Origin of the sequence: Streptomyces sp. NPDC020884 (assembly GCF_044333935.1) — a bacterium.
GTDB lineage: Bacteria > Actinomycetota > Actinomycetes > Streptomycetales > Streptomycetaceae > Streptomyces.
In genome coordinates this window covers 37,635-57,019 of sequence record NZ_JBIRRY010000006.1, presented here as the reverse complement: position 1 = coordinate 57,019, position 19,385 = coordinate 37,635, and the positions used below count along the sequence as shown (strand labels likewise).

Annotated in this window: 17 protein-coding genes; 16 read left to right on the top strand and 1 reads right to left on the bottom strand. The window is 71.3% G+C overall.

Annotated features, from left to right (window positions below):
• The first annotated feature begins 1 nt into the window (after position 1).
• From ACH4UK_RS19655 to ACH4UK_RS19580, 16 genes are all read left to right on the top strand, one after another.
• Positions 2 to 1,243, top strand: coding sequence for a 3-deoxy-7-phosphoheptulonate synthase (locus tag ACH4UK_RS19655; RefSeq protein ID WP_398357861.1), 1,242 nt, complete (start codon positions 2 to 4; stop codon positions 1,241 to 1,243).
• Complete coding sequence (locus tag ACH4UK_RS19650; RefSeq protein WP_398357860.1) at positions 1,240 to 1,863, top strand: isochorismatase family protein; 624 nt, start codon at positions 1,240 to 1,242, stop codon at positions 1,861 to 1,863. Before ACH4UK_RS19655 ends, ACH4UK_RS19650 begins: the two co-directional genes overlap by 4 nt.
• Entirely contained in the window at positions 1,860 to 3,734 is a 1,875-nt protein-coding gene (locus ACH4UK_RS19645; RefSeq protein WP_398357858.1) for an anthranilate synthase family protein, read from the top strand. Before ACH4UK_RS19650 ends, ACH4UK_RS19645 begins: the two co-directional genes overlap by 4 nt.
• A 23-nt stretch (positions 3,735 to 3,757) precedes the next feature.
• Entirely contained in the window at positions 3,758 to 4,906 is a 1,149-nt protein-coding gene (locus ACH4UK_RS19640) for a PhzF family phenazine biosynthesis protein (RefSeq protein WP_398357857.1), read from the top strand.
• A gap of 11 nt (positions 4,907 to 4,917) precedes the next feature.
• Complete coding sequence (phzG, locus tag ACH4UK_RS19635; protein ID WP_398357855.1) at positions 4,918 to 5,553, top strand: phenazine biosynthesis FMN-dependent oxidase PhzG; 636 nt, start codon at positions 4,918 to 4,920, stop codon at positions 5,551 to 5,553.
• Positions 5,554 to 5,600: 47 nt separating this feature from the next.
• The gene (locus ACH4UK_RS19630) at positions 5,601 to 7,223 is read left to right on the top strand and encodes a flavin-containing monooxygenase (protein WP_398357853.1); all 1,623 of its coding nucleotides are present in this window, start codon (positions 5,601 to 5,603) and stop codon (positions 7,221 to 7,223) included.
• A 136-nt stretch (positions 7,224 to 7,359) separates the two neighbouring features.
• Entirely contained in the window at positions 7,360 to 7,689 is a 330-nt protein-coding gene (locus ACH4UK_RS19625; RefSeq protein ID WP_398357851.1) for an antibiotic biosynthesis monooxygenase family protein, read from the top strand.
• A 41-nt stretch (positions 7,690 to 7,730) separates the two neighbouring features.
• Positions 7,731 to 8,927: an FAD-dependent monooxygenase gene (locus ACH4UK_RS19620; protein WP_398357849.1), complete on the top strand. Its 1,197-nt coding sequence runs from the start codon at positions 7,731 to 7,733 to the stop codon at positions 8,925 to 8,927.
• Between the two features lie 83 nt (positions 8,928 to 9,010).
• A complete protein-coding gene (locus ACH4UK_RS19615) occupies positions 9,011 to 10,012 on the top strand; it encodes a UbiA family prenyltransferase (protein ID WP_398357847.1) in 1,002 nt (333 codons plus the stop codon).
• A gap of 4 nt (positions 10,013 to 10,016) precedes the next feature.
• Entirely contained in the window at positions 10,017 to 11,105 is a 1,089-nt protein-coding gene (locus ACH4UK_RS19610) for a polyprenyl synthetase family protein (protein ID WP_398357846.1), read from the top strand.
• Between the two features lie 231 nt (positions 11,106 to 11,336).
• Positions 11,337 to 12,263 (top strand): mevalonate kinase, encoded by a 927-nt coding sequence (gene mvk / locus ACH4UK_RS19605; protein ID WP_398357844.1) that lies wholly within the window; start codon positions 11,337 to 11,339, stop codon positions 12,261 to 12,263.
• Positions 12,253 to 13,278 (top strand): diphosphomevalonate decarboxylase, encoded by a 1,026-nt coding sequence (gene mvaD / locus ACH4UK_RS19600; protein WP_398357842.1) that lies wholly within the window; start codon positions 12,253 to 12,255, stop codon positions 13,276 to 13,278. Before mvk ends, mvaD begins: the two co-directional genes overlap by 11 nt.
• Before the next feature lie 2 nt (positions 13,279 to 13,280).
• Positions 13,281 to 14,414, top strand: coding sequence for a phosphomevalonate kinase (locus ACH4UK_RS19595; RefSeq protein WP_398357840.1), 1,134 nt, complete (start codon positions 13,281 to 13,283; stop codon positions 14,412 to 14,414).
• Positions 14,404 to 15,495, top strand: a complete 1,092-nt coding sequence (gene fni / locus ACH4UK_RS19590) for a type 2 isopentenyl-diphosphate Delta-isomerase (protein WP_398357839.1) — start codon at positions 14,404 to 14,406, stop codon at positions 15,493 to 15,495. The genes ACH4UK_RS19595 and fni overlap by 11 nt, the downstream gene beginning before the upstream one ends.
• Positions 15,492 to 16,553: a hydroxymethylglutaryl-CoA reductase gene (locus tag ACH4UK_RS19585; RefSeq protein WP_398357837.1), complete on the top strand. Its 1,062-nt coding sequence runs from the start codon at positions 15,492 to 15,494 to the stop codon at positions 16,551 to 16,553. The genes fni and ACH4UK_RS19585 overlap by 4 nt, the downstream gene beginning before the upstream one ends.
• 3 nt (positions 16,554 to 16,556) lie before the next feature.
• Positions 16,557 to 17,741, top strand: coding sequence for a hydroxymethylglutaryl-CoA synthase (locus ACH4UK_RS19580; RefSeq protein WP_398357835.1), 1,185 nt, complete (start codon positions 16,557 to 16,559; stop codon positions 17,739 to 17,741).
• Between the two features lie 79 nt (positions 17,742 to 17,820).
• On the opposite strand, the gene ACH4UK_RS19575 is transcribed toward ACH4UK_RS19580, so the two are convergent.
• Positions 17,821 to 19,191 carry a hypothetical protein gene (locus ACH4UK_RS19575; RefSeq protein WP_398357833.1) on the bottom strand — a complete coding sequence of 457 codons (1,371 nt, stop codon included), beginning with the start codon at positions 19,189 to 19,191 and terminating at the stop codon, positions 17,821 to 17,823.
• Between the last annotated feature and the right edge of the window lie 194 nt (positions 19,192 to 19,385).

Below are 19,385 nucleotides of genomic sequence, written 5' to 3'. Positions count from 1 at the left end.
GGTGGGATCGAACGTGAAGTATCAGGCCTCTTCGAAGCAACCACTGACAGCTGCTCAGCAGCCGGAATGGGGCGACCGGCATCAGGTCGCCCAGGTCCGTAACGTCCTGGCGGCCACCGGTTCACTCGTCGACACCGAACAGGTTCTCGCCCTGCGCGGGGCGCTGGCGGCGGCGGCGCGCGGTGAAGCTCTGATTCTGCAGGCCGGTGACTGCGCCGAACATCCCGATGAATGCCGCGCGTCACCCATGGAGGCCAAGGCCGCCCTGGCCCACCGGCTCGCCGATCTGCTGGGCGCGGAATCGGGGCTGCCGGTCATCCGGGTCGGCAGGATCGCCGGCCAGTTCGCCAAACCCCGCTCGCATCCCTTCGAGGAGATACCCGGCAGCGGCCAGCTCCCCGTCTACCGGGGCCACATGGTCAACCTGCCCGCACCGGACGCCCACAGCAGGCGGCCCGATCCCCTGCGGCTGCTCATGTGCTTCATGACGGCCCGCGAGGCGATGGAGCACCTCGGATGGCGGGCCGACGCGGACTGGGCGGCGCGGGAGACCGAGGACCGGCTGTGGACCAGCCACGAAGCGCTGCTGATGGATTACGAGCAGCCGCAGCTTCGTCCGACCGGGGACGGCCGGCAGCTGCTCGGGTCGACCCACTGGCCGTGGATCGGCGAGCGCACCCGGCAGCTGGACGGCGCCCATGTGGACCTGCTGTCCGGGGTCGTCAACCCGGTCGCCTGCAAGGTCGGGCCGGGCATGACGCCGGACGAACTGCTCGCCCTGTGCGCCCGGCTGGATCCACAGCGCGACCCCGGCCGGCTCGCGCTGATCGTGCGGATGGGTCCGGACCCGGTCACCGCACGGCTGCCCGCTCTGGCCCGCGCGGTCCAGGACGCCGGTCACCCCGTGCTCTGGCTCTGCGATCCCCTGCACGCCAACACCGTCAAGCTCCCCGACGGGACCAAGACACGCCACGTCGCCACGGCCGTGGAGGAGGTCCGCCGGTTCTCGGAGAGTTTGAACGGCGTGGGCGCGCAGGGCCACGGTCTCCATCTGGAGACCAGTCCGTACGCGGTGGACGAGTGTGTCGGGGGCTCCCCGGGCGCGATGCCGTCGCCCCGGGGCGCCGCCAGCCTGTGCGATCCCCGGCTCGGTCCGGCGCAAGCCGCCGAGGTCGTCTCGGCGTGGTCGGCCGTGGGTGATCCGCGCGGTGAATCTGTTCTGACGAGGCGGGGGTTGTCATGAGCCTGAAACTGGAAGTCGAACCGTACGACCTGCCCGGCCGGCCGGACATGCCCATCGGCGTGGTCGACTGGACCGTCCGGCCCGAACGGGCCGTCCTGCTCGTCCACGACATGCAGAAGTACTTCCTCGAGGCGTTCGAACCCGGGATGCGCGCCCGGCTGATCGACACCGCGGCCGCTCTGCGCAAGCGCTGCGCGGCCCAGGGCGTCCGGATCGCCTACACCGCCCAGCCGGGCCGCATGACACCGCAGGACCGGGGCCTGCTCCGGGACTTCTGGGGGCCGGGCATGACCAGCTCCGACGCGGACCGCGTGATCACCGACGAGCTGTCACCGGGCGCCGACGACTGGACGTTCGTGAAGTGGCGCTACAGCGCGTTCTTCCGCACCGACCTGCTGGACCGGATGCGGGCCGAAGGCCGCGATCAGCTGGTGGTGTGCGGCGTCTACGGACACGTCGGCATCCTCACCACCGCCCTGGAGGCCTACAGCAACGACGTGCAGGTCTTCCTCGCCGGGGACGCGATCGGTGACTTCTCCGCCGACCGGCACCGGCAGACGCTCCAGTACGCGGCCGGCTGCTGCGCCAGGGTCGCCACGGCCGAGGACCTCGTGCCGTGACGGCCGATCTGCTCGACGCCGTGCTCGCTGACACGGTCGGGGACTACGCGCTGATCTGCCGCAGCGACGGAAGCGGCCGTCAGGTGCAGGTGATCACGGGGGACACCGGTCATCCCGCCTCGCTCGCGGCGATCGACTTCGCGGGCCGCCCGGCCGCCGGCGCCGCCTCCAGCGACATGCTGATCGTGGTCCCCTACCGGCAGCTCGTCGAGCGCGGTCATCCCGCGGTCGACGACGGCGCGCCCCTCCTCGCGATGCGGGTGACGGCCGAGGAGCACCACCCGGTCTCCTCGGTGCTGAGCCGGCTGCCGGACCGCCGGGTGCGCCTGGAGAACGGTCACTTCGACGCGGACGACAGCGAGTACGCCCAGTGCGTCGCGTCGGTGCTGGCCGACGAGATCGGCACCGGCCAGGGAGCCAACTTCGTCATCAAGCGCACCTACGTCGCCGACATCGCCGATCCCGGTCCGGACGCCGCCCTGTCGGCGTTCCGGCAACTGCTCGCGGCCGAGCGGGGAGCGTACTGGACGTTTCTGGTGCGCACCGCCGGATCCACCATCGTCGGGGCGTCGCCGGAGCGCCATGTCGGTCTGGCCGACGACGTCGTCAGGATGAACCCGATCAGCGGCACCTACCGCTACCCGGCCGACGGTCCGACGCTGAGCGGTGTGACCGACTTCCTCGCCGACCGCAAGGAGGCCGAGGAGCTGTACATGGTGGTCGACGAGGAACTGAAGATGATGTGCCGGCTCTGTCTGCCCGGCACGGTCTCGGTGACCGGCCCGCACCTCAAGGAGATGGCCCGGGTCGCGCACACGGAGTACCACATCGAGGGGCGCACGGACCGGGGCGTCCCGGAACTGCTGCGCGAGACGATGTTCGCGCCCACCGTCACCGGCAGCCCGGTCGAGAGCGCGGCACGGGTGATCCAGCGCTACGAGCCGGGCGGCCGACGCTATTACAGCGGCATCATCGGGCTGGTCGGCAGCGACGGGGCCGGCCGTCAGACGCTGGACTCGGCGATCGTGATCCGCACCGCCGAGATCGACCCCGCCGGGAGCCTGTCCCTCTCGGTCGGCTCCACCCTGGTGCGCCACTCCGATCCGCTGGGCGAGGTGGCCGAGACCCGGGCGAAGGCCGCCGCCCTGCTGGCGGCGTTCGGCGAGGCGGAGCCCCGCCGGGGGTTCGCCACCCACCCCGAGGTGCTCTCCTCGCTGAGCCGGCGCAACGAGGGCATCGCCGGCTTCTGGACCACGTCCGACGCCGTCGGGTACACCCGCTCCAAAGGGCTGGACGGGCACAAGGTGCTGGTTGTCGACGCCGAGGACACCTTCACCTCCATGCTCGAACACCAACTGCGCGCACTGGGGCTCGGCGTCACGGTGCGGCGCTTCGACGAGTCGTACGAGATCCGGGACCACGACATGATCGTCATGGGCCCGGGGCCGGGCGACCCCTGCGATCCCGGCGATCCGAAGGTCGCCGCCCTGGACGCGGTCATGGCCGAACTGCTCGCCGAGCGGCGTCCGATGCTGGCCGTCTGCCTGAGCCATCAGGTGCTCTGCCGACGGCTCGGTCTGCCCGTGCTGCGGCGCGCCCGGCCCAACCAGGGAGTGCAGCGGCACATCAACCTCTTCGGCAGTCCCGAACGCGTGGCCTTCTACAACACCTTCGAGGCCCGTGCCGCCGTTGACCGCCGGGACACGGAGGCGGGCGTGCCGGTGGAGATCGCCCGCGATCCCGACACCGGTGAGGTGCACGCGCTGCGCGGTCACCGGTTCGCGTCGCTGCAGTTCCACCCGGAGTCGCTGCTCACGGTCGACGGACCTCGCATTCTCACCGACATGACGGAATGGGTACTGGGCGAATGAATCCAACGGAACAGACGAAACCCATGAACCTGGAGATCGCCTGGTGGGACCTCGATGGCGCCTTCACCACGGTGGACGACCTCGAGCGGCATCTGGGCGAGGACGGCGTCGTCGAGGACTGGAAGCAGGTCAGCGGTCTGCACGAGAAGTACTGGATCGCCGACCGGGCGGGCAACCGCTGGGGCGCCGTCATGGTCTGGGACGGCGAGCGTCCCGCCGACCTCCCGGAGAACAAGGCCGCCCAGCTGATCGGCGCTCCGGTGACGCACCGTGAGCGGTTCGAGGTCCAGGCCGCGGTGCGAGGGGCCGGCCCGGGGCGCGGCGTCTCCCATCGGTACATCGTCGTCGACGCCTTCGCGGACGAGCCCCTCCGGGGCAACCCGGTCGCGGTCTTCTTCGGGGCGAGCGACCTGAGCGCTGAGCGGATGCAGCGGATAGCGCAGGAGATGAATCTCTCCGAAGTGACGTTCCTGCTGCCGCCCACCACCGGCGACGCGGACCTGCGGGTGCGGATCTTCACCCCCGTCAACGAACTGCCCTTCGCCGGACACCCCTTGCTCGGGACCGCCGTCGCGGTCGCCCTGGACTACGGAAAGGACCGGCTGCGGCTCGAGACCGCGATGGGCGTCGTGCCCTTCGACGTCGTCCGCGCTCCCGACGGGGAGACGGCGCACGCCTCGATGGAGCAGCCGATCCCCGAATGGCGCCCCTACGAGCACGCCGACGCCCTGCTCGCGGCGCTGGGCATCGACTCCTCCACCCTGCCGGTGGAGATCTACCGCAACGGCCCCCGGCACGTGTTCGTCGGACTTCCCGACGTGGCCGCGCTGGACGCCCTGCACCCCGACCACCGGGCGCTGGCCGCGTTCGAGGACATGGCCGCGAACTGCTTCGCCCCGGACGGCGAGCGCTGGCAGACCCGGATGTTCTCGCCCGCGTACGGCGTCGTCGAGGACGCGGCCACCGGCTCCGCGGCCGGTCCGCTCGCCATCCACCTGGCCCGGCACGGACGGGTCCCGTACGGCAGGACCATCGAGATCCACCAAGGGGTTCGACTCGGCAGGCGCTCGATCATGGTCGCCGAGGCGACGGTCGACACCGCCGGAGAGATCGCCCGCGTACGGGTCGGCGGCCACGGGGTCGTCGCCGCCGAGGGCACCATCCGCGTCTGACGGGGGAAGAAGTGAGCAGCGAACTGGAAAGCATCACCGGCGTCGTCGACCTCGACTTCCCGGAGTACGACAACCCCCCGCCCGACCCCATGAAGCCGGCCCTCGGCTGGCTGCGCGCGGCCGTCGAGGGCGGCGTCCGCGAACCGTACGCCCTGGCCCTGGCCACCACCGACGCTGCGGGCCGCCCCTCCAGCCGGATGATCGCCGTCAGCGACGCGTCCGCCGAGGGACTGCTGTTCACCACGCACAGCACCAGCCGCAAGGGCCGTGAGATCGCCGGGACGGGATGGGCGTCGGGCCTGTTCTACTGGCGGGAGACCGCACGGCAGCTGTGCTTCTCGGGCCCCGTGGTCCTGCTGGACGACGAGGAGAACGACCGGCTCTGGCACGGCCGCGCGTCCGGTCTGCACCCGATGACGGCCGCCTCCCGGCAGAGCGAGTCGCTCGACGATCCGCGCCGACTGCAGCGGGAAGCCGATCGGTTCGCGACCGAGGACGCCCCGCTGCCGCGACCGGAGCGCTTCGTCGGATACCGCCTCCAGCCGCACTCCGTGGAGTTCTGGTCCGCCGCGGAGAGCCGCCTGCACCGGCGCCTGCGCTACGAGCGGACGGACACCGGATGGCAGGTCACCCGGCTTCAGCCGTGATCCTCGGCACCGCGCACGCCCACCCATCGACGCTTCGAAAGGCAGCCATGAAGGACCGACCGACCCACCTGGACTCCATCGTCATCGGCGCCGGAATCGCCGGCATCTACATGCTGCACAAACTGCGTGACGAGGCCGGCCTCACCGTACGGGCCTTCGACAAGGCCGGCGACGTCGGCGGTACCTGGTACTGGAACCGCTACCCGGGCGCGGCCGCGGACGTCGACAGCATCGTCTACCGCTACTCCTTCGACAAGGAGATGCTGCGGGAGTGGCAGTGGAAGACCCGCTACGCCACCCAGCCGGAGATCCTCGACTACCTGAAGGCGGTCGTCGACCGGCACGACCTGCGCAAGGACATCCAGTTCGACACGGCCGTCGAGGCGCTGACGTACGACGCGGCGACCCAGCTGTGGACCGCGCGGACCGACGGCGGCGAGGTGTTCACCGCACGCTACGTGGTCAGCGCCCTCGGACCGCTGTCGACCGCCAACTTCCCCGACATCCCGGGCCGTGACACCTTCGCCGGGCCGATCGTGCACACGGGTGCCTGGCCCGCGGACCTGGACATCGCGGGCAAGCGCGTCGGGATCGTCGGCACCGGCTCCACCGGTACGCAGTTCATCTGCGCGGCCGCCAGGACGGCCGAGCACCTCACGGTGTTCCAGCGTTCCGCGCAGTACGTCGTGCCCTCCGGCGACAAGCCGCTCAGCGACACGTACCTGGCGGAGGTCCGGGAGAAGTACGACGAGATCTGGGCACAGGTCTTCGACTCCCGGGTCGGCTGCGGATTCGAGGAGAGCCAGACGCCGGCGATGAGCGTCTCGGCGGCCGAGCGCGAGCGCGTCTTCGAGGAGGGATGGCAGGCGGGCAACGGCTTCCGGTTCATGTTCGGCACGTTCGCGGACCTCCCCTTCGACCCGGCGGCCAACGAAGCCGCCGCCTCCTTCATCCGCTCGAAGATCCAGCAGACCGTGCGGGACCCGGAGACCGCCCGCAAGCTCATGCCGACCGACTTCTACGCCAAGCGGCCGATCTGCAACAGCGGTTACTACGAGACCTACAACCGCGACAACGTCACCCTGGTGTCCACCAAGGAGACCCCGATCGCGAGGATCACACCGACCGGTGTGGTCACCGAGGACGGAACGGAACACGAACTGGACGTCCTGGTCTTCGCCACCGGCTTCGACGCCATGGAGGGCGGCTACCGCCAGGTCGACATACGCGGGCGCGACGGCGTGCGGCTGGGGGAGCACTGGGGCGACGCCCCGAGCAGCTACCTCGGCATCGCGATGAACGGATTCCCCAACCTGTTCATGGTCTTCGGCCCCAACAGCGTCTTCTGCAACCTGCCGCCCGGCCTGGAGACCCAGGTCGAGTGGATCGCGCAGCTGGTCGGCGCGGCGGAGGAGCGCGGGATCACCCGCATAGAGGCGACCGCCGCCGCGGAGGAGGGCTGGACCACGGAGTGCCGGGAGATGGCGGAGCACAGCCTGTTCGCGCAGACCGAGTCCTGGATCTTCGGCACGAACATGCCCGGCCGCAAGCGGCGCACGCTGTTCTACTTCGGCGGCCTGGGCGCCTACCGGCAGCGGCTGGGCGAGATCGTCGCCGCCGACTACGAGGGCTTCACCCTCGAGGGCCGGACAGCGCCCGTGACGGTCTGAGCCGGGGGGTGTGACGCGGCCGGCGGACTTCCGTTCCGCCGGCCGCGCCGACCCCATTGAATTACCCCCGACGCGCATTCCGTATGAGTCAACGCAGCTGTTGTCCAGGGCTTTTGGCCGTCGATATTTTGGCGCCATGAGTGAGACGACAATTCGCCCGAGCGACCATCTCGTAACTCTGATCAATGTCTTCGAGGTGGATCCGGTGAAACAGGAAGAACTCGTCACCGTACTCAACGAGGGACTTGAGAAGGTCTTCCGCCACCGCCCCGGATTCGTATCCGGGCACATCCTCGCATCCAAAGACGGCAGCCGCGTCATGAACTATGTCCAGTGGCGCAGCGCGGAGGACATCCAGGCCACTCTCTCCGACCCCGCCGCACAGGAGTACGCGCGGCGCACGGGCGCGCTCGGCAAGCCCGCGCCGGCCGTGTACTCGGTGGTCTCGGCGGTCACCGCCGCCTGACCCGTCCCACGCCCGCCCCGGGCAGAAGGGTGACAGCCGCCATGAGCAAGGCTGCACAGACCGCCATCGTGATAGCCGGCGCCGGCATCGGAGGCCTCACGGCCGCGCTCGCCCTGCACGCCCGAGGGCTCTCCGCCACGGTCCTGGAGACCGCCGCGGAGATCCGGCCGCTCGGTGTCGGCATCAACATCCAGCCCGCCGCGGTCGCCGAGCTGATCGGACTCGGTCTCGGCGACGCTCTGGCGGCCACCGGGATACCCACCCGCGAGCACCGGTACCTCAACCACCGCGGGGCCACCCTGTGGACGGAGCCGCGCGGTGCGGCGGCAGGCCATTCGGCGCCGCAGTACTCCATCCACCGGGGCGAGTTGCAGCTGCTGCTGCTCGATGCCGTGCAGGAGCGGCTCGGCACCCGGGCGATCCGCACCGCGACAGAGGTGCGCGGATTCCACCAGAGCGGTGACCGGGTGTTCGTGCACACGACCGGTCCTTCCGGCGAGGCGGAGGCGGTCGAGGCCGACGTGCTGATCGGCGGGGACGGACTGCAGTCGGCGGTGCGCTCCCAACTGCACCCGGACGAGCCGCCCCTGCGCACGACCGCGGTACGGATGTGGCGAGGCCTGACCGAGCTGCCCGAGTTCATCGACGGCCGGACGATGATCATCGCGTCCGACGACCGGGCCAACCGGATCGTCGCCTATCCCTGCTCCAGACGGCACGCCGAGCGCGGCGCCGTCCTGCTCAACTGGGTCTGCCTGGCCGCGGCCGGGGGCGGCGACCCGGGCTCCGGCGTCGGGCCGGGCCGGCTGGAGGACCTGCTGCCGCACTTCGCGGACTGGGACTTCGACTGGCTCGACATCCGCGCGACGCTCGCGGCCAGCCCCACGATCCTGCACTACCCGATGGTCGACCGCGATCCCCTGCCCACCTGGGGCGACCGTCGGGTCACCGTCCTCGGTGACGCGGCCCATCCGATGTACCCCGTCGGCGCGAACGGCGCGAGCCAGGCCGTCCTGGACGGGGTGGCCCTGGCGGCCGAACTGTCCGAGGGCGACGATCCCGCCGCCGCGCTCCAGCGGTACGAGGCGGCCCGGCGGCCGGCCACGACCGCGATCGTGGAGGCCAACCGCACGATGGACCGCTCCGAACGCGCCCTCGCCGAGCGCCTGGACGGCGATGTCTCCGGCGAACTGCGCACCATCGCCCATGACTACCGGGCGGCCGTCGAACGGCCGTGACCGACGTCGGGCCCGCTCACCCGGGCAGGTACTCCGTCCCCGTACCTGCTTCTGTTGCTCCGATCGAGAAGGGTACGCACTCCGTGTCCAGCACGAGCGCCACCACCCTCGGCACACGACTCGCCGAGGTATTCACCGACTCCCGCGGCGTGCCCGTAGAACGTGCCTCCCTGGGCACGCGCCTCAAGTACGCCCTCGTCATCCGCCGGATCGAGTTCCTGCCGATCCATATGGTCATCGGCCTCGTGCCGACCGTGCTGGGGGCCCGCACCTGGGGCGAACTCGCCTCGGTGAACGCGGTCGTCGCGTTCCTGTTCTGCGTCACCCACATGCAGCTCGCGGACATGCTGAACGCCCTGGCCGACCGTCAGCTGGACGCCACGTACAAAGCCCGCCAGCCCCAGGCCGTCTACGGCCTGGGCGTGCCCAAGGTCATCGTCCACATCGCCGTCACGACAGCCCTCTACCTCGGCGCCTCGGTCTTCATCGCCGTCCGCACCGGCCACTGGGACCTGGTGGCGATCGCGATCGCCGGCTGGCTGATGGGCGTCCAGTACTCGCTGCCCCCGCTGCATCTCAAGAGCGCCGGCATCTGGCAGCTGCCCACCCTGCAGTTCGGCTGCGTCCTCATCCCCGGCCTGTTCGCGCTGCGGTCCTTCGAGCACGGTCTCGAATGGGGCAGCGTCGTGATCGTCATCGGCCTGTCGCTGGCGCTGACGGGCACGTTCGTCACCAACCACGCCGAGGACTACCTGGAGGACCAGCAGTTCGGCATCCGTACCTACGTCCTCGCCCTGGGCATCCGCAAGGCGATGCTGGTGCAGTCCACGATGCTGGCCCTCGGCGCGCTCCTCGTCCTCGGCGCCGCCTGGTTCGAGTTCGGCTTCACCTGGGGGCTGGTCCTCTACACCGTTGTCTGGCTGGTCACCCAGCGCTTCATGGGGACGGTCACCCGGGGGACCCGCGGCTCGTTCGACGATGCGCTCGCCACCGTGCGCAAGCACGCGCTGTCCCTGCCGTACCACGGCGTGGCGATGGGCTTCACCAACGTGGCCCTGGCGCTCTTCGTCCTCGGGGGGCGCTGAGACCGTGGCCGTCGGACATCTCGGGACGGCCGTGGCCCCGGAACGCTTCGACACGGCGCTCAGGGAGTTCTTCGCCGACCGCCGCGGCGACGCCGAGGCGATCGGGGCGAGCGTCGGCCATGCGGTCGAGGAGCTCGAGAGCTATCTGCTGCGGGGCGGCAAACGCGTACGGCCGGTCTTCGCCTGGCTGGGGTGGATCGGCGCCGGCGGCGACCCCGCCGGCCCGGCCGCCCCGGCGGTCGCCCGTGCGTGCGCGGCACTGGAGCTCCTGCACGCCTCGGCCCTCATCCACGACGACATCATCGACGCCTCACTGACCCGCCGCGGCTTCCCGGCCGCACACGTGACCTTCGCCGAGCGGCACCGGGCGCACGGCTGGTCGGGCGACCCGGCGGACTACGGCACGGGCATCGCGATCCTGCTCGGGGACCTGGCCCAGGCCTGGGCCGACGACATGATCCGCACCTCCGGACTCCCGGACCCGGCGCAGGCCCGGGTGGGCCCGGTGTGGTCGGCGATGCGCAGCGAGGTGCTGGGCGGCCAGCTGCTCGACCTCGACGCGGAGGCGAGCGGCGACGAGGACATCGGAACGGCCCTGCGGGTCAACCGCTACAAGACCGCGTCCTACACCGTGGAACGGCCGCTCCACCTCGGTGCCGCGATCGCCGGCGCGCCGGAGCCGCTGATCGCGGCCTACCGGGCCTTCGGCCGTGACATCGGCATCGCCTTCCAGCTCCGCGACGACCTGCTGGGCGTGTTCGGCGACCCCGCGGTGACGGGCAAACCCTCCGGCGACGACCTCCGCGAGGGCAAACGGACGGCGCTGATCGCCACGGCGCTGCGCAACGCCGACACCTGCGACCCCGAGGGCGCGCGCTTCCTCAGGGCGAGCATCGGCACCGACATCGACGAGGCCGGACTCGCCAGGATCCGCCGCATCCTCATCGGCAGCGGTGCGGTGGACGTCATGGAGAAGGACATCGCCCGCCGCACCGACCAGGCTCTCACCGCCCTGCGGGTGAGCGGCGTCGCCGACCCCGCTCTGGAGCAGCTCTCCACGATGGCGGTCCTGGCGACCCAGCGGGTCAGCTGACCCGCCGGAATATCCGCGTATTCCAGTTGCGCCCCATCAGGGATCGTCATGCGCGCATTTCCGGCGATTCCATGGATCTGTTGTCCGTCCCTATCCGGTCATGGATTCTCGACAAAGAAATTCGACGCAGGGGAAAAGGAGTTGAGTGCGTTGACTTTGCCGACCTCGGCACAGGGCGCGCCGGGCAACTCGAAAAGCCGAGAGTTCGGCATCGGATGTGCCCATGGGAAAGTGATTCTGCTGGGGGAGCACGCCGTCGTCTACGGGGCCCCGGCACTGGCCCTTCCGGTCGCGGAGCTGACGGTCACGGCGAGCGCCGCTCAGTCCTCGCACCCCTCCGCCGTGGCGGGGGACGTCACGTTCACCGTGGCGGGGGCATCGGGACCGGTGGCGCTGGAGGGCGCCGACGGACTCCGCAGTCTGGTGGCGGAGTTCGAACGGACGGCGGGCATCACCGACCGCCCGCATCTGGACGTGATCATCGACTGTGTGATCCCGACCGGCCGGGGGCTCGGCGCCAGCGCCGCGTGCGCACGGGCCGTGGTCCTCGCGCTCGCCGACCTCTTCGGCGTCGAACTCGACGCCGGCACCGTGTTCGACCTCGTGCAGGTCGCCGAGAACGTGGCGCACGGCCGGGCGAGCGGCATCGACACCCTCGCCACCGCCTCGCCGTATCCCGTGCTGCTCTCCGGCGGCGTCGCACGCGAACCGCGGATCGGCTTCGACGGCCGGCTCGTCGTCGCGGACAGCGGCGTCGCGAGCCGGACCAAGGACGCCGTCGAACAGCTGCGGCGCGGCTTCGAGAGCGACCCGGCAGCGGGGGAGGAGTTCGTCGCCGGGGCCACGGAGCTGACACGTGGAGCCGTGCGCGACCTCGCCGACGGCCGGGCCGCGGCCTTCGGGAGGAGGCTGACCGCCTGTCACGAGCTGCTCGCCGGAGCGGGACTCAGCACCGACCGGATCGACGCGCTGGTCCGGGCGGCACTCGCCGCGGATGCCCTCGGCGCCAAGATCAGCGGCAGCGGCCTGGGCGGCTGCATGATCGCCTCGGCCGAGGGGCCGGAACACGCCCAGCGGGTCGAGCGGGCGCTGCGCGAGGCCGGGGCCGTGCAGACCTGGGTCGTGCCGATCGAGAGGTTCACCGGCCATGCCCGTTGACGCGCGAGTCCTGGACGACGGCGCCACCGCGGTCGCCCATCCGAACATCGCCCTGGTCAAGTACTGGGGCAAGCGCGACGAGCGGCTCATCCTCCCGGCCACCGACAGTCTGTCGCTGACCCTGGACGCCTTCCCGACGACCACCTCCGTACGGCCGGATCCGGCCGTCGCGGCGGACGAGGTGACGCTGAACGGCGAACCGGCCGACGGCGAGTTCCACCGCCGCATCAGCGCGTTCCTGGACCTGGTGCGGGCTCGGGCGGGCCGCACCGAACGGGCTGTCGTGACCACCCTCAACACGGTCCCGACCGGGGCGGGCCTGGCTTCCTCCGCGAGCGGCTTCGCCGCCCTGGCCGTCGCCTCGGCGGCCGCGTACGGGCTCCGGCTGGACGCCACCGCGCTCTCGCGGCTGGCCCGGCGCGGATCGGGTTCGGCCGCCCGGTCGATCTTCGGGGGGTTCGCGGTCTGGTACGCGGGTCCGGCGGCCGACGCCGGGGACGAGGCGGGCCGGGACCTGGCCTCCTACGCCGAGCAGATCCCCGCCGAACTCGACCCGGCGCTGGTGATCGCCCTGCTGGACACCGGCCCCAAGGCGGTCTCCAGCCGGGTGGCCATGCGGCGTACGGTCCAGACGTCACCGCTCTACCGGCCCTGGGCCGAGTCGGGCCGGGCGGACCTGGCCGGGATGCGCGAGGCCCTGCTGCGCGGGGACCTCGAAGCGGTCGGGGAGATCGCCGAACGCAACGCACTCGGTATGCACGCCACGATGCTGGCCGCGCGCCCGGCGGTGCGCTACCTGTCACCGGCCTCCCTCACCGTGCTCGACGCGGTGCTGGAGCTGCGGCAGACGGGGGTGCCGGCCTACGCGACGATCGACGCGGGGCCCAACGTCAAGGTGCTGTGCCGGCGTGCCGACGCGGACCGGGTCGCCGGGGCGGTGCGTGCCGCCGCGTCGTGCCGGGTGGTCGTCACCGGTCGCGGTCCGGGCGCCCGCCTGCACAGCGGGGTTCGGTGACCATGACCCGCACGGTGACCCGGCACGTGCCGGGCAAACTGTTCGCCGCCGGGGAGTACGCGGTCGTGGAACCGGGCAACCCGGCGATCCTGGTGGCGGTCGACCGGCGGATCTCCGTCACCGTGACCGCAGCCGACAGCGCCGACGGCGCCGACGCTGATGTCCTGGTCACCTCGGACCTGCTGCCTCACGAGGTGCGGCTGCGGTGGCGGGGCGACCGGCTCACCGGCCTCGGCCCGGAGGACGACCGGACGGCCCAGGAAGCCCTGGCGCACGTGGTGTCGGCCCTCGAGGTCACCGACCGGCTGCGCGCCGAGCGCGGGCTGCCCGCATCCGCGCTGCACCTCACGATCGGCAGCCGGCTGCACGACCGGGGCAGGAAGTACGGCCTGGGCTCCAGCGGCGCGGTGACCGTGGCGACCGTCGAGGCCACGGCGGCGTACCGCGGGATGGAACTGCCGCCCGCGGCGCGGTTCCGGCTGGCCCTGCTCGCGACCGCGCTGATCGACCCCGGCCCCTCCGGCGGTGACCTCGCCGCCAGCACCTGGGGCGGCTGGATCTCCTACCGGGCGCCGGACCGCGGGGCCGTGCTGGAGTCGGCACGTCGCCGGGGCGTGGAGGAGACGCTGCGCGTCCCCTGGCCCGAACACGAGGTCCGGCGGCTGCCGTCGCCCCGCGGGCTCGCCCTGGTGGTCGGCTGGACCGGACGGCCCGCGTCGACCACCGCCCTGGTGGCGGGCCTGGACGCGCGCGACTGGCGGGGCGGCCCGTCCCACCGGGACTTCCTGGCCCGCAGCGCCGACTGCGTACGGGCCGCGACCCGCGCGATCGAGGACGGCGACCGCGCCGCCCTGCTGGACGGGTTCCGCACCGCCCGGCAGTTGCTCGCCCGCTTGGACGAGGAGACCGGACTCGGCATCTTCACCCCCCAGTTGCGTGCGCTGTGCGACACGGCCGAGGCCGTCGGCGGCGCGGCGAAACCCTCGGGCGCGGGGGGCGGCGACTGCGGCATCGCCCTGCTGCCCGAGGAGACGCCGGAGCAGATCGCGCGGCTGCGGGCCCGCTGGGAAGAGGCCGGGATCGTGCCGTTGCCCATCCGCCCCGCCGACCGAAGGGACCAGAGCAATGATCGCTGAACGCAAGGACGACCATGTCCGGCTCGCCGTCGAGCAGCAACACGGACACGGCGGTCGCAACCAGTTCGACGAACTGTCCTTCGTCCACCACGCGTTGGCCGGCATCGACCGGTCCGAGGTGTCCCTGCGGACCCGGTTCGCGGGCGTCGAGTGGCCGGTCCCGCTATACATCAACGCGATGACCGGCGGCAGCGCCAGGACCGGTGTCATCAACCGGGACCTGGCGATCGCCGCGCGCGAGACCGGCGTGCCGATCGCTTCGGGATCCATGAGCGCCTACTTCAAGGACCCGACCTCGGCCGACACGTTCGCCGTGATGCGCCGGGAGAACCCGGACGGGTTCCTCATGGCCAACATCAACGCCACGACCACGCTCGACAACGCGCGTCGGGCCGTCGAACTGCTGGGCGCCGACGCCCTGCAGATCCACCTCAACACCGTCCAGGAGACGGTGATGCCGGAGGGCGACCGCTCGTTCGCCTCCTGGGGCCCGCGGATCGAGGAGATCGCGGCCGGGGTGGACGTACCGGTGATCGTCAAGGAGGTCGGGTTCGGGCTGAGCCGCGAGACGGTGGACCTGCTCGGGAAACTCGGCGTCCGGGTCGCCGACGTCGGCGGTCGCGGCGGGACCAACTTCGCCCGCATCGAGAACGGCAGGCGCGACGGAGCCGACTACGCCTACCTCGACGACTGGGGGCTGAGCACGGCCGCCTGTCTGCTGGACGGGCAGGAGGCGGGCATCGAGCTGCTGGCCTCCGGCGGTGTCCGCCACCCGCTCGACGTGGCCCGTTCGCTGGCCCTCGGCGCCGCCGCCGTCGGCGCCTCCGGTGGATTCCTCAAGGTCCTGCTGGACGGCGGGGTGCCCGCGCTGGTCGAGCGGATCTCCACCTGGCTCGACCAGCTGACCGGACTGATGACCGCGCTCGGCGCGCGCACACCGGCCGAGCTGGCCCGGTGCGACGTGCTCGTCCACGGCGGACTGCGGGACTTCTGCGCCGACCGCGGCATCGACACGCGCCGGATCGCCCAGCGGTCCGGCTTCCTCAGCACCACGGACCGCACGACGGGGAGCACACGATGAACGACACGCACGAGACCGCCGGGGTCCCCATGAGATGGGTGGGGCCCCTGCGGATCTCCGGGAACGTCGCCACCACCGAGACCGACGTGCCGCTGGCCACCTACGAGACGCCCCTGTGGCCGTCCGTGCAGCGCGGTGCGAACATCTCCCGGCGCACCGAGCGGGGCATCGTGGCCACCCTCGTCGACGACCGCATGACGCGGTCTGTGCTCGTCGAGGCGAAGGACGCGCAGGCCGCCCACGCCACCACCCGGCTGCTCGACACCCGTATCGAGGAACTGCGCGAGGTGGTACGCGGTTGCAGCAGATACGCCGAACTGCTCGGCATTCGGTACGAGATCGCGGCCGATCTGCTGTTCATCCGGTTCGAGTTCAGCACCGGTGACGCCTCCGGCCACAACATGGTCACCCTCGCCTCCGACGCGTTGCTGACCCACATCCTGCGGACCGTTCCGGATATCGCGTACGGATCGATATCCGGGAACTACTGCACGGACAAGAAGGCCACCGCGGTCAACGGAATTCTGGGCCGCGGCAAGAACGTCGTCACCGAACTCCTCGTACCGCGTTCGGTGGTCGTCGAGAGGCTGCACACGACGGCCGCGAAGATCGCTTCTCTGAACGTCCGCAAGAACCTCATCGGCACCCTGCTGGCGGGCGGAATCCGCTCGGCCAACGCCCACTACGCGAATATGCTCCTGGCGTTCTATCTGGCGACCGGTCAGGACGCGGCCAACATCGTCGAGGGATCGCAGGGCGTCACCATCGCCGAGGACCGCGACGGTGACCTGTACTTCTCCTGCACCCTGCCGAACCTGATCGTGGGCACGGTGGGCAACGGCAAGGGCCTCGACTTCGTGGAGGCCAACCTCGTCCGCCTCGGCTGCCGGGCCGATCGCCCCACCGGGGAGAACGCGCACAGACTCGCGGTCGTCGCGGCCGCGACGGTCCTGTGCGGTGAACTCTCGCTCCTCGCCGCGCAGACGAACCCGGGCGAACTCATGCGCGCGCACGTCCGCCTGGAACGCGACAACGAGACGACCCGGATCGGGGTGTAGGGCATGACCGGGAACGGCGTCAACGGCACCGTCGGCATCCACGACCTGTCCTTCGCGACGACACGGTTCGCGCTGCCCCACACCGAACTGGCCCGCCACAACGGCACCGACATAGCCAAGTACCACATCGGCATCGGCCAGCGGTCGATGAGCGTGCCCGCCGTGGACGAGGACATCGTGACCATGGCGGCGGCCGCGGCCGCCCCGGTGGTCGCCCGGCACGGGACCGACGGCATCCGGACGGTGGTGCTCGCGACGGAGTCCTCCATCGATCAGGCGAAGGCCGCCGGCGTCTACGTCCACTCGCTCCTCGGGCTGCCCTCCGCCACCCGGGTCGTGGAACTGAAGCAGGCCTGCTACGCCGGCACCGCCGCACTCCAGTTCGCGCTGGGGCTCGTGCACCGGGACCCCGCCCAGCGCGTCCTGGTGATCGCCACCGATGTCGCGAAGTACGACGCGGACAGCCCCGGTGAGGCGACCCAGGGGGCGGCCGCGGTGGCCATGCTGGTCTCGGCCGACCCCGCGCTCGTCCGCATCGAGGAGCCCTCGGGGCTGTTCACCGCCGATGTCATGGACTTCTGGCGGCCGAACTACCGGGAGGCCGCCCTGGTGGACGGGCAGGAGTCCATCTCCGCCTATCTGCAGGCGGTGGAAGGGGTGTGGAAGGACTACCGGGAGCGGGGCGGGCGGGCGCTCGGCGAGTTCGCCGCCTTCTGCTACCACCAGCCGTTCACGAAGATGGCCTACAAGGCGCACCGGCACCTGCTGCACTGCTGCGGCGAGGACACCGACGATGCCGTGGTGGGGCGCGTCCTCGGGCGGACCACGGCGTACAACACCGTCATCGGGAACAGCTACACCGCCTCCGTGTACCTCGCCCTGGCCTCGCTGCTGGACGATGCGGACGACCTGAGCGGGCAGCCGGTCGGGTTCCTCAGCTACGGGTCCGGCAGCGTCGCGGAGTTCTTCGCGGGGACCGTCGTTCCCGGCTACCGCGAGCATCTGCGGACCGCCGCCCACCGCGAGGCGGTCTCCCGCAGGCGGCCGATCGACTACGCCGCCTACCGCGAGCTGCGCGCGCACGTGCTGCCGGTCGACGGCGGTGACCACCTGCTGCCGACGCAGACCGAGGGGCCCTACCGGCTCGCCGGGGTCAGTCGGCACAAGCGCCTGTACGAGCCGCGCTAGCCATCCGGCGGCGCCCCGCGTGCGCCCCTGCGGCCGCCCTCGGGCCGTGGCGGCGCACTGCCGTGCACCGGCTCCTGGGTCAGGACGCCGCGCCGGGCGAGCGACGGTGCGCGTGCAGCAGGTCGGCCTGACGCACCGACTCCGTCCCGCCCGCTGCCATCAGGTGTAGCCGGTCGGTCATCGCCGTGCTCCGGCGGTGCAGATCCGCCGGGTTCAGACAGGCGTAGGTGTCCGCGACGATCGCCTTGTCGTGGGCGGTGACCTCGTGATGGCGCAGGGTGCGGTGGTACGGCGTGGCCGTGTCGTACTCCTTGCGGCGCGTCCCGCTCTCGTCGGCGGGCAGGGAGTGCTGCTGCGGATAGAAGTAGTTGGTGAGGGTGGACAGCGCCGCCCAGATCTGGTTGAGCAGGGCCAGCTGCGCGGTGGTGTCGTACCGGTAGTCCCCGGCGATGGTCTGGAGCAGGCTCCAGTTCTTCTGGCCGACGTGGTGGTTGCCGCTGTACGTCGGGCGGGCGTGGGTGAACGTCACCCGGCGCTGCCCGCACCAGCCCAGCAGGATCTCCTCCGCCTCGGAACCGGAGTTGCCCGAGTCGAGCCCCAGCATCGGGAACGGCAGGATCCGGGCGACCTCGTCCAGCGCGTACGGCACCCGGTTGACGTTGCGGATCGTGCGGTTCTCCGACCAGCCGGTGGCGATGTCGGTGACGGTCACCGTCCGCAGGCAGCCGTCCTTCGGCCCGTCGCCGTCGTGCCGGACGACCGTGATCTCCATGAAGCCCGGCCGGGTGTGGTCCCATTCGGCCCAGTTGAGCAGCGGGAGTTCGTTGCGCAGAAGCGAGCCGGCCCTGATGTGCTTGGGCACCACGGTCCGCTGCCGCTGCTCCGCCAGCCGTCGGTCGATCGTCGCCGCCGACATGCCCATCAGCAACTCGGCGGTCTCGTCGGTGATCTCCAGCTCGCCGTGGCGGCGCAGCACCGGCACCAGCTCGGGCAGCACCGGGGCCAGCCGCTTGCCTGCGGGCCGGTCCAGTACCTTCCAGCAGAACGTCAGGGCGGCGACGACATCGGCGTCGTACTTGGTGCGACCGGTGCGCGGCGGCCGGGCGGCCTGCGGGCGCGCCACCCTCAGCAGCGCCTTGCGGGCGTGGCTGCGATGCCATCCGGTGACGGCGCACACGTGGTCGAGGATCTCCGACTTCTCCTGCTTGCCCGCCTGGGCGTAGCGCGTGGCGACGGTGTTGGCCAACGCCTTGCGTTCGGCGAGTGTGCCGGCCGTCGCCCCGGTCGGCACGGCGGCGCATGCGGTGGCGGGCGCCTCCGGTTCGTCCGCGGTGCAGTGCCGTGGCGCCCGGGTGGACCTGCCGGCCCAGGGCGCGAATGCCCCCGCGAGGTCGGGTCCGGGCTTCTTCCATGTGTCGATCCGCAGTGCCGTAACGGCTGAGTCCGTCACTGTGTCCCCCATGATCGGCGGCCTCTTGGTGAGACCCTCGCCCTATTCGTCGAGTGGGGGACCCGTCAGATCGACAACCTGGCTACGGGAGGACGATTTTTCGACGACATTGGCCGAATGTGTACGCGCATTTTTCGTGCGGCAACCCAGCCGTAGTGATCGGTTCGGCGGCTGCCTACGCTCGCTGTGAAAAT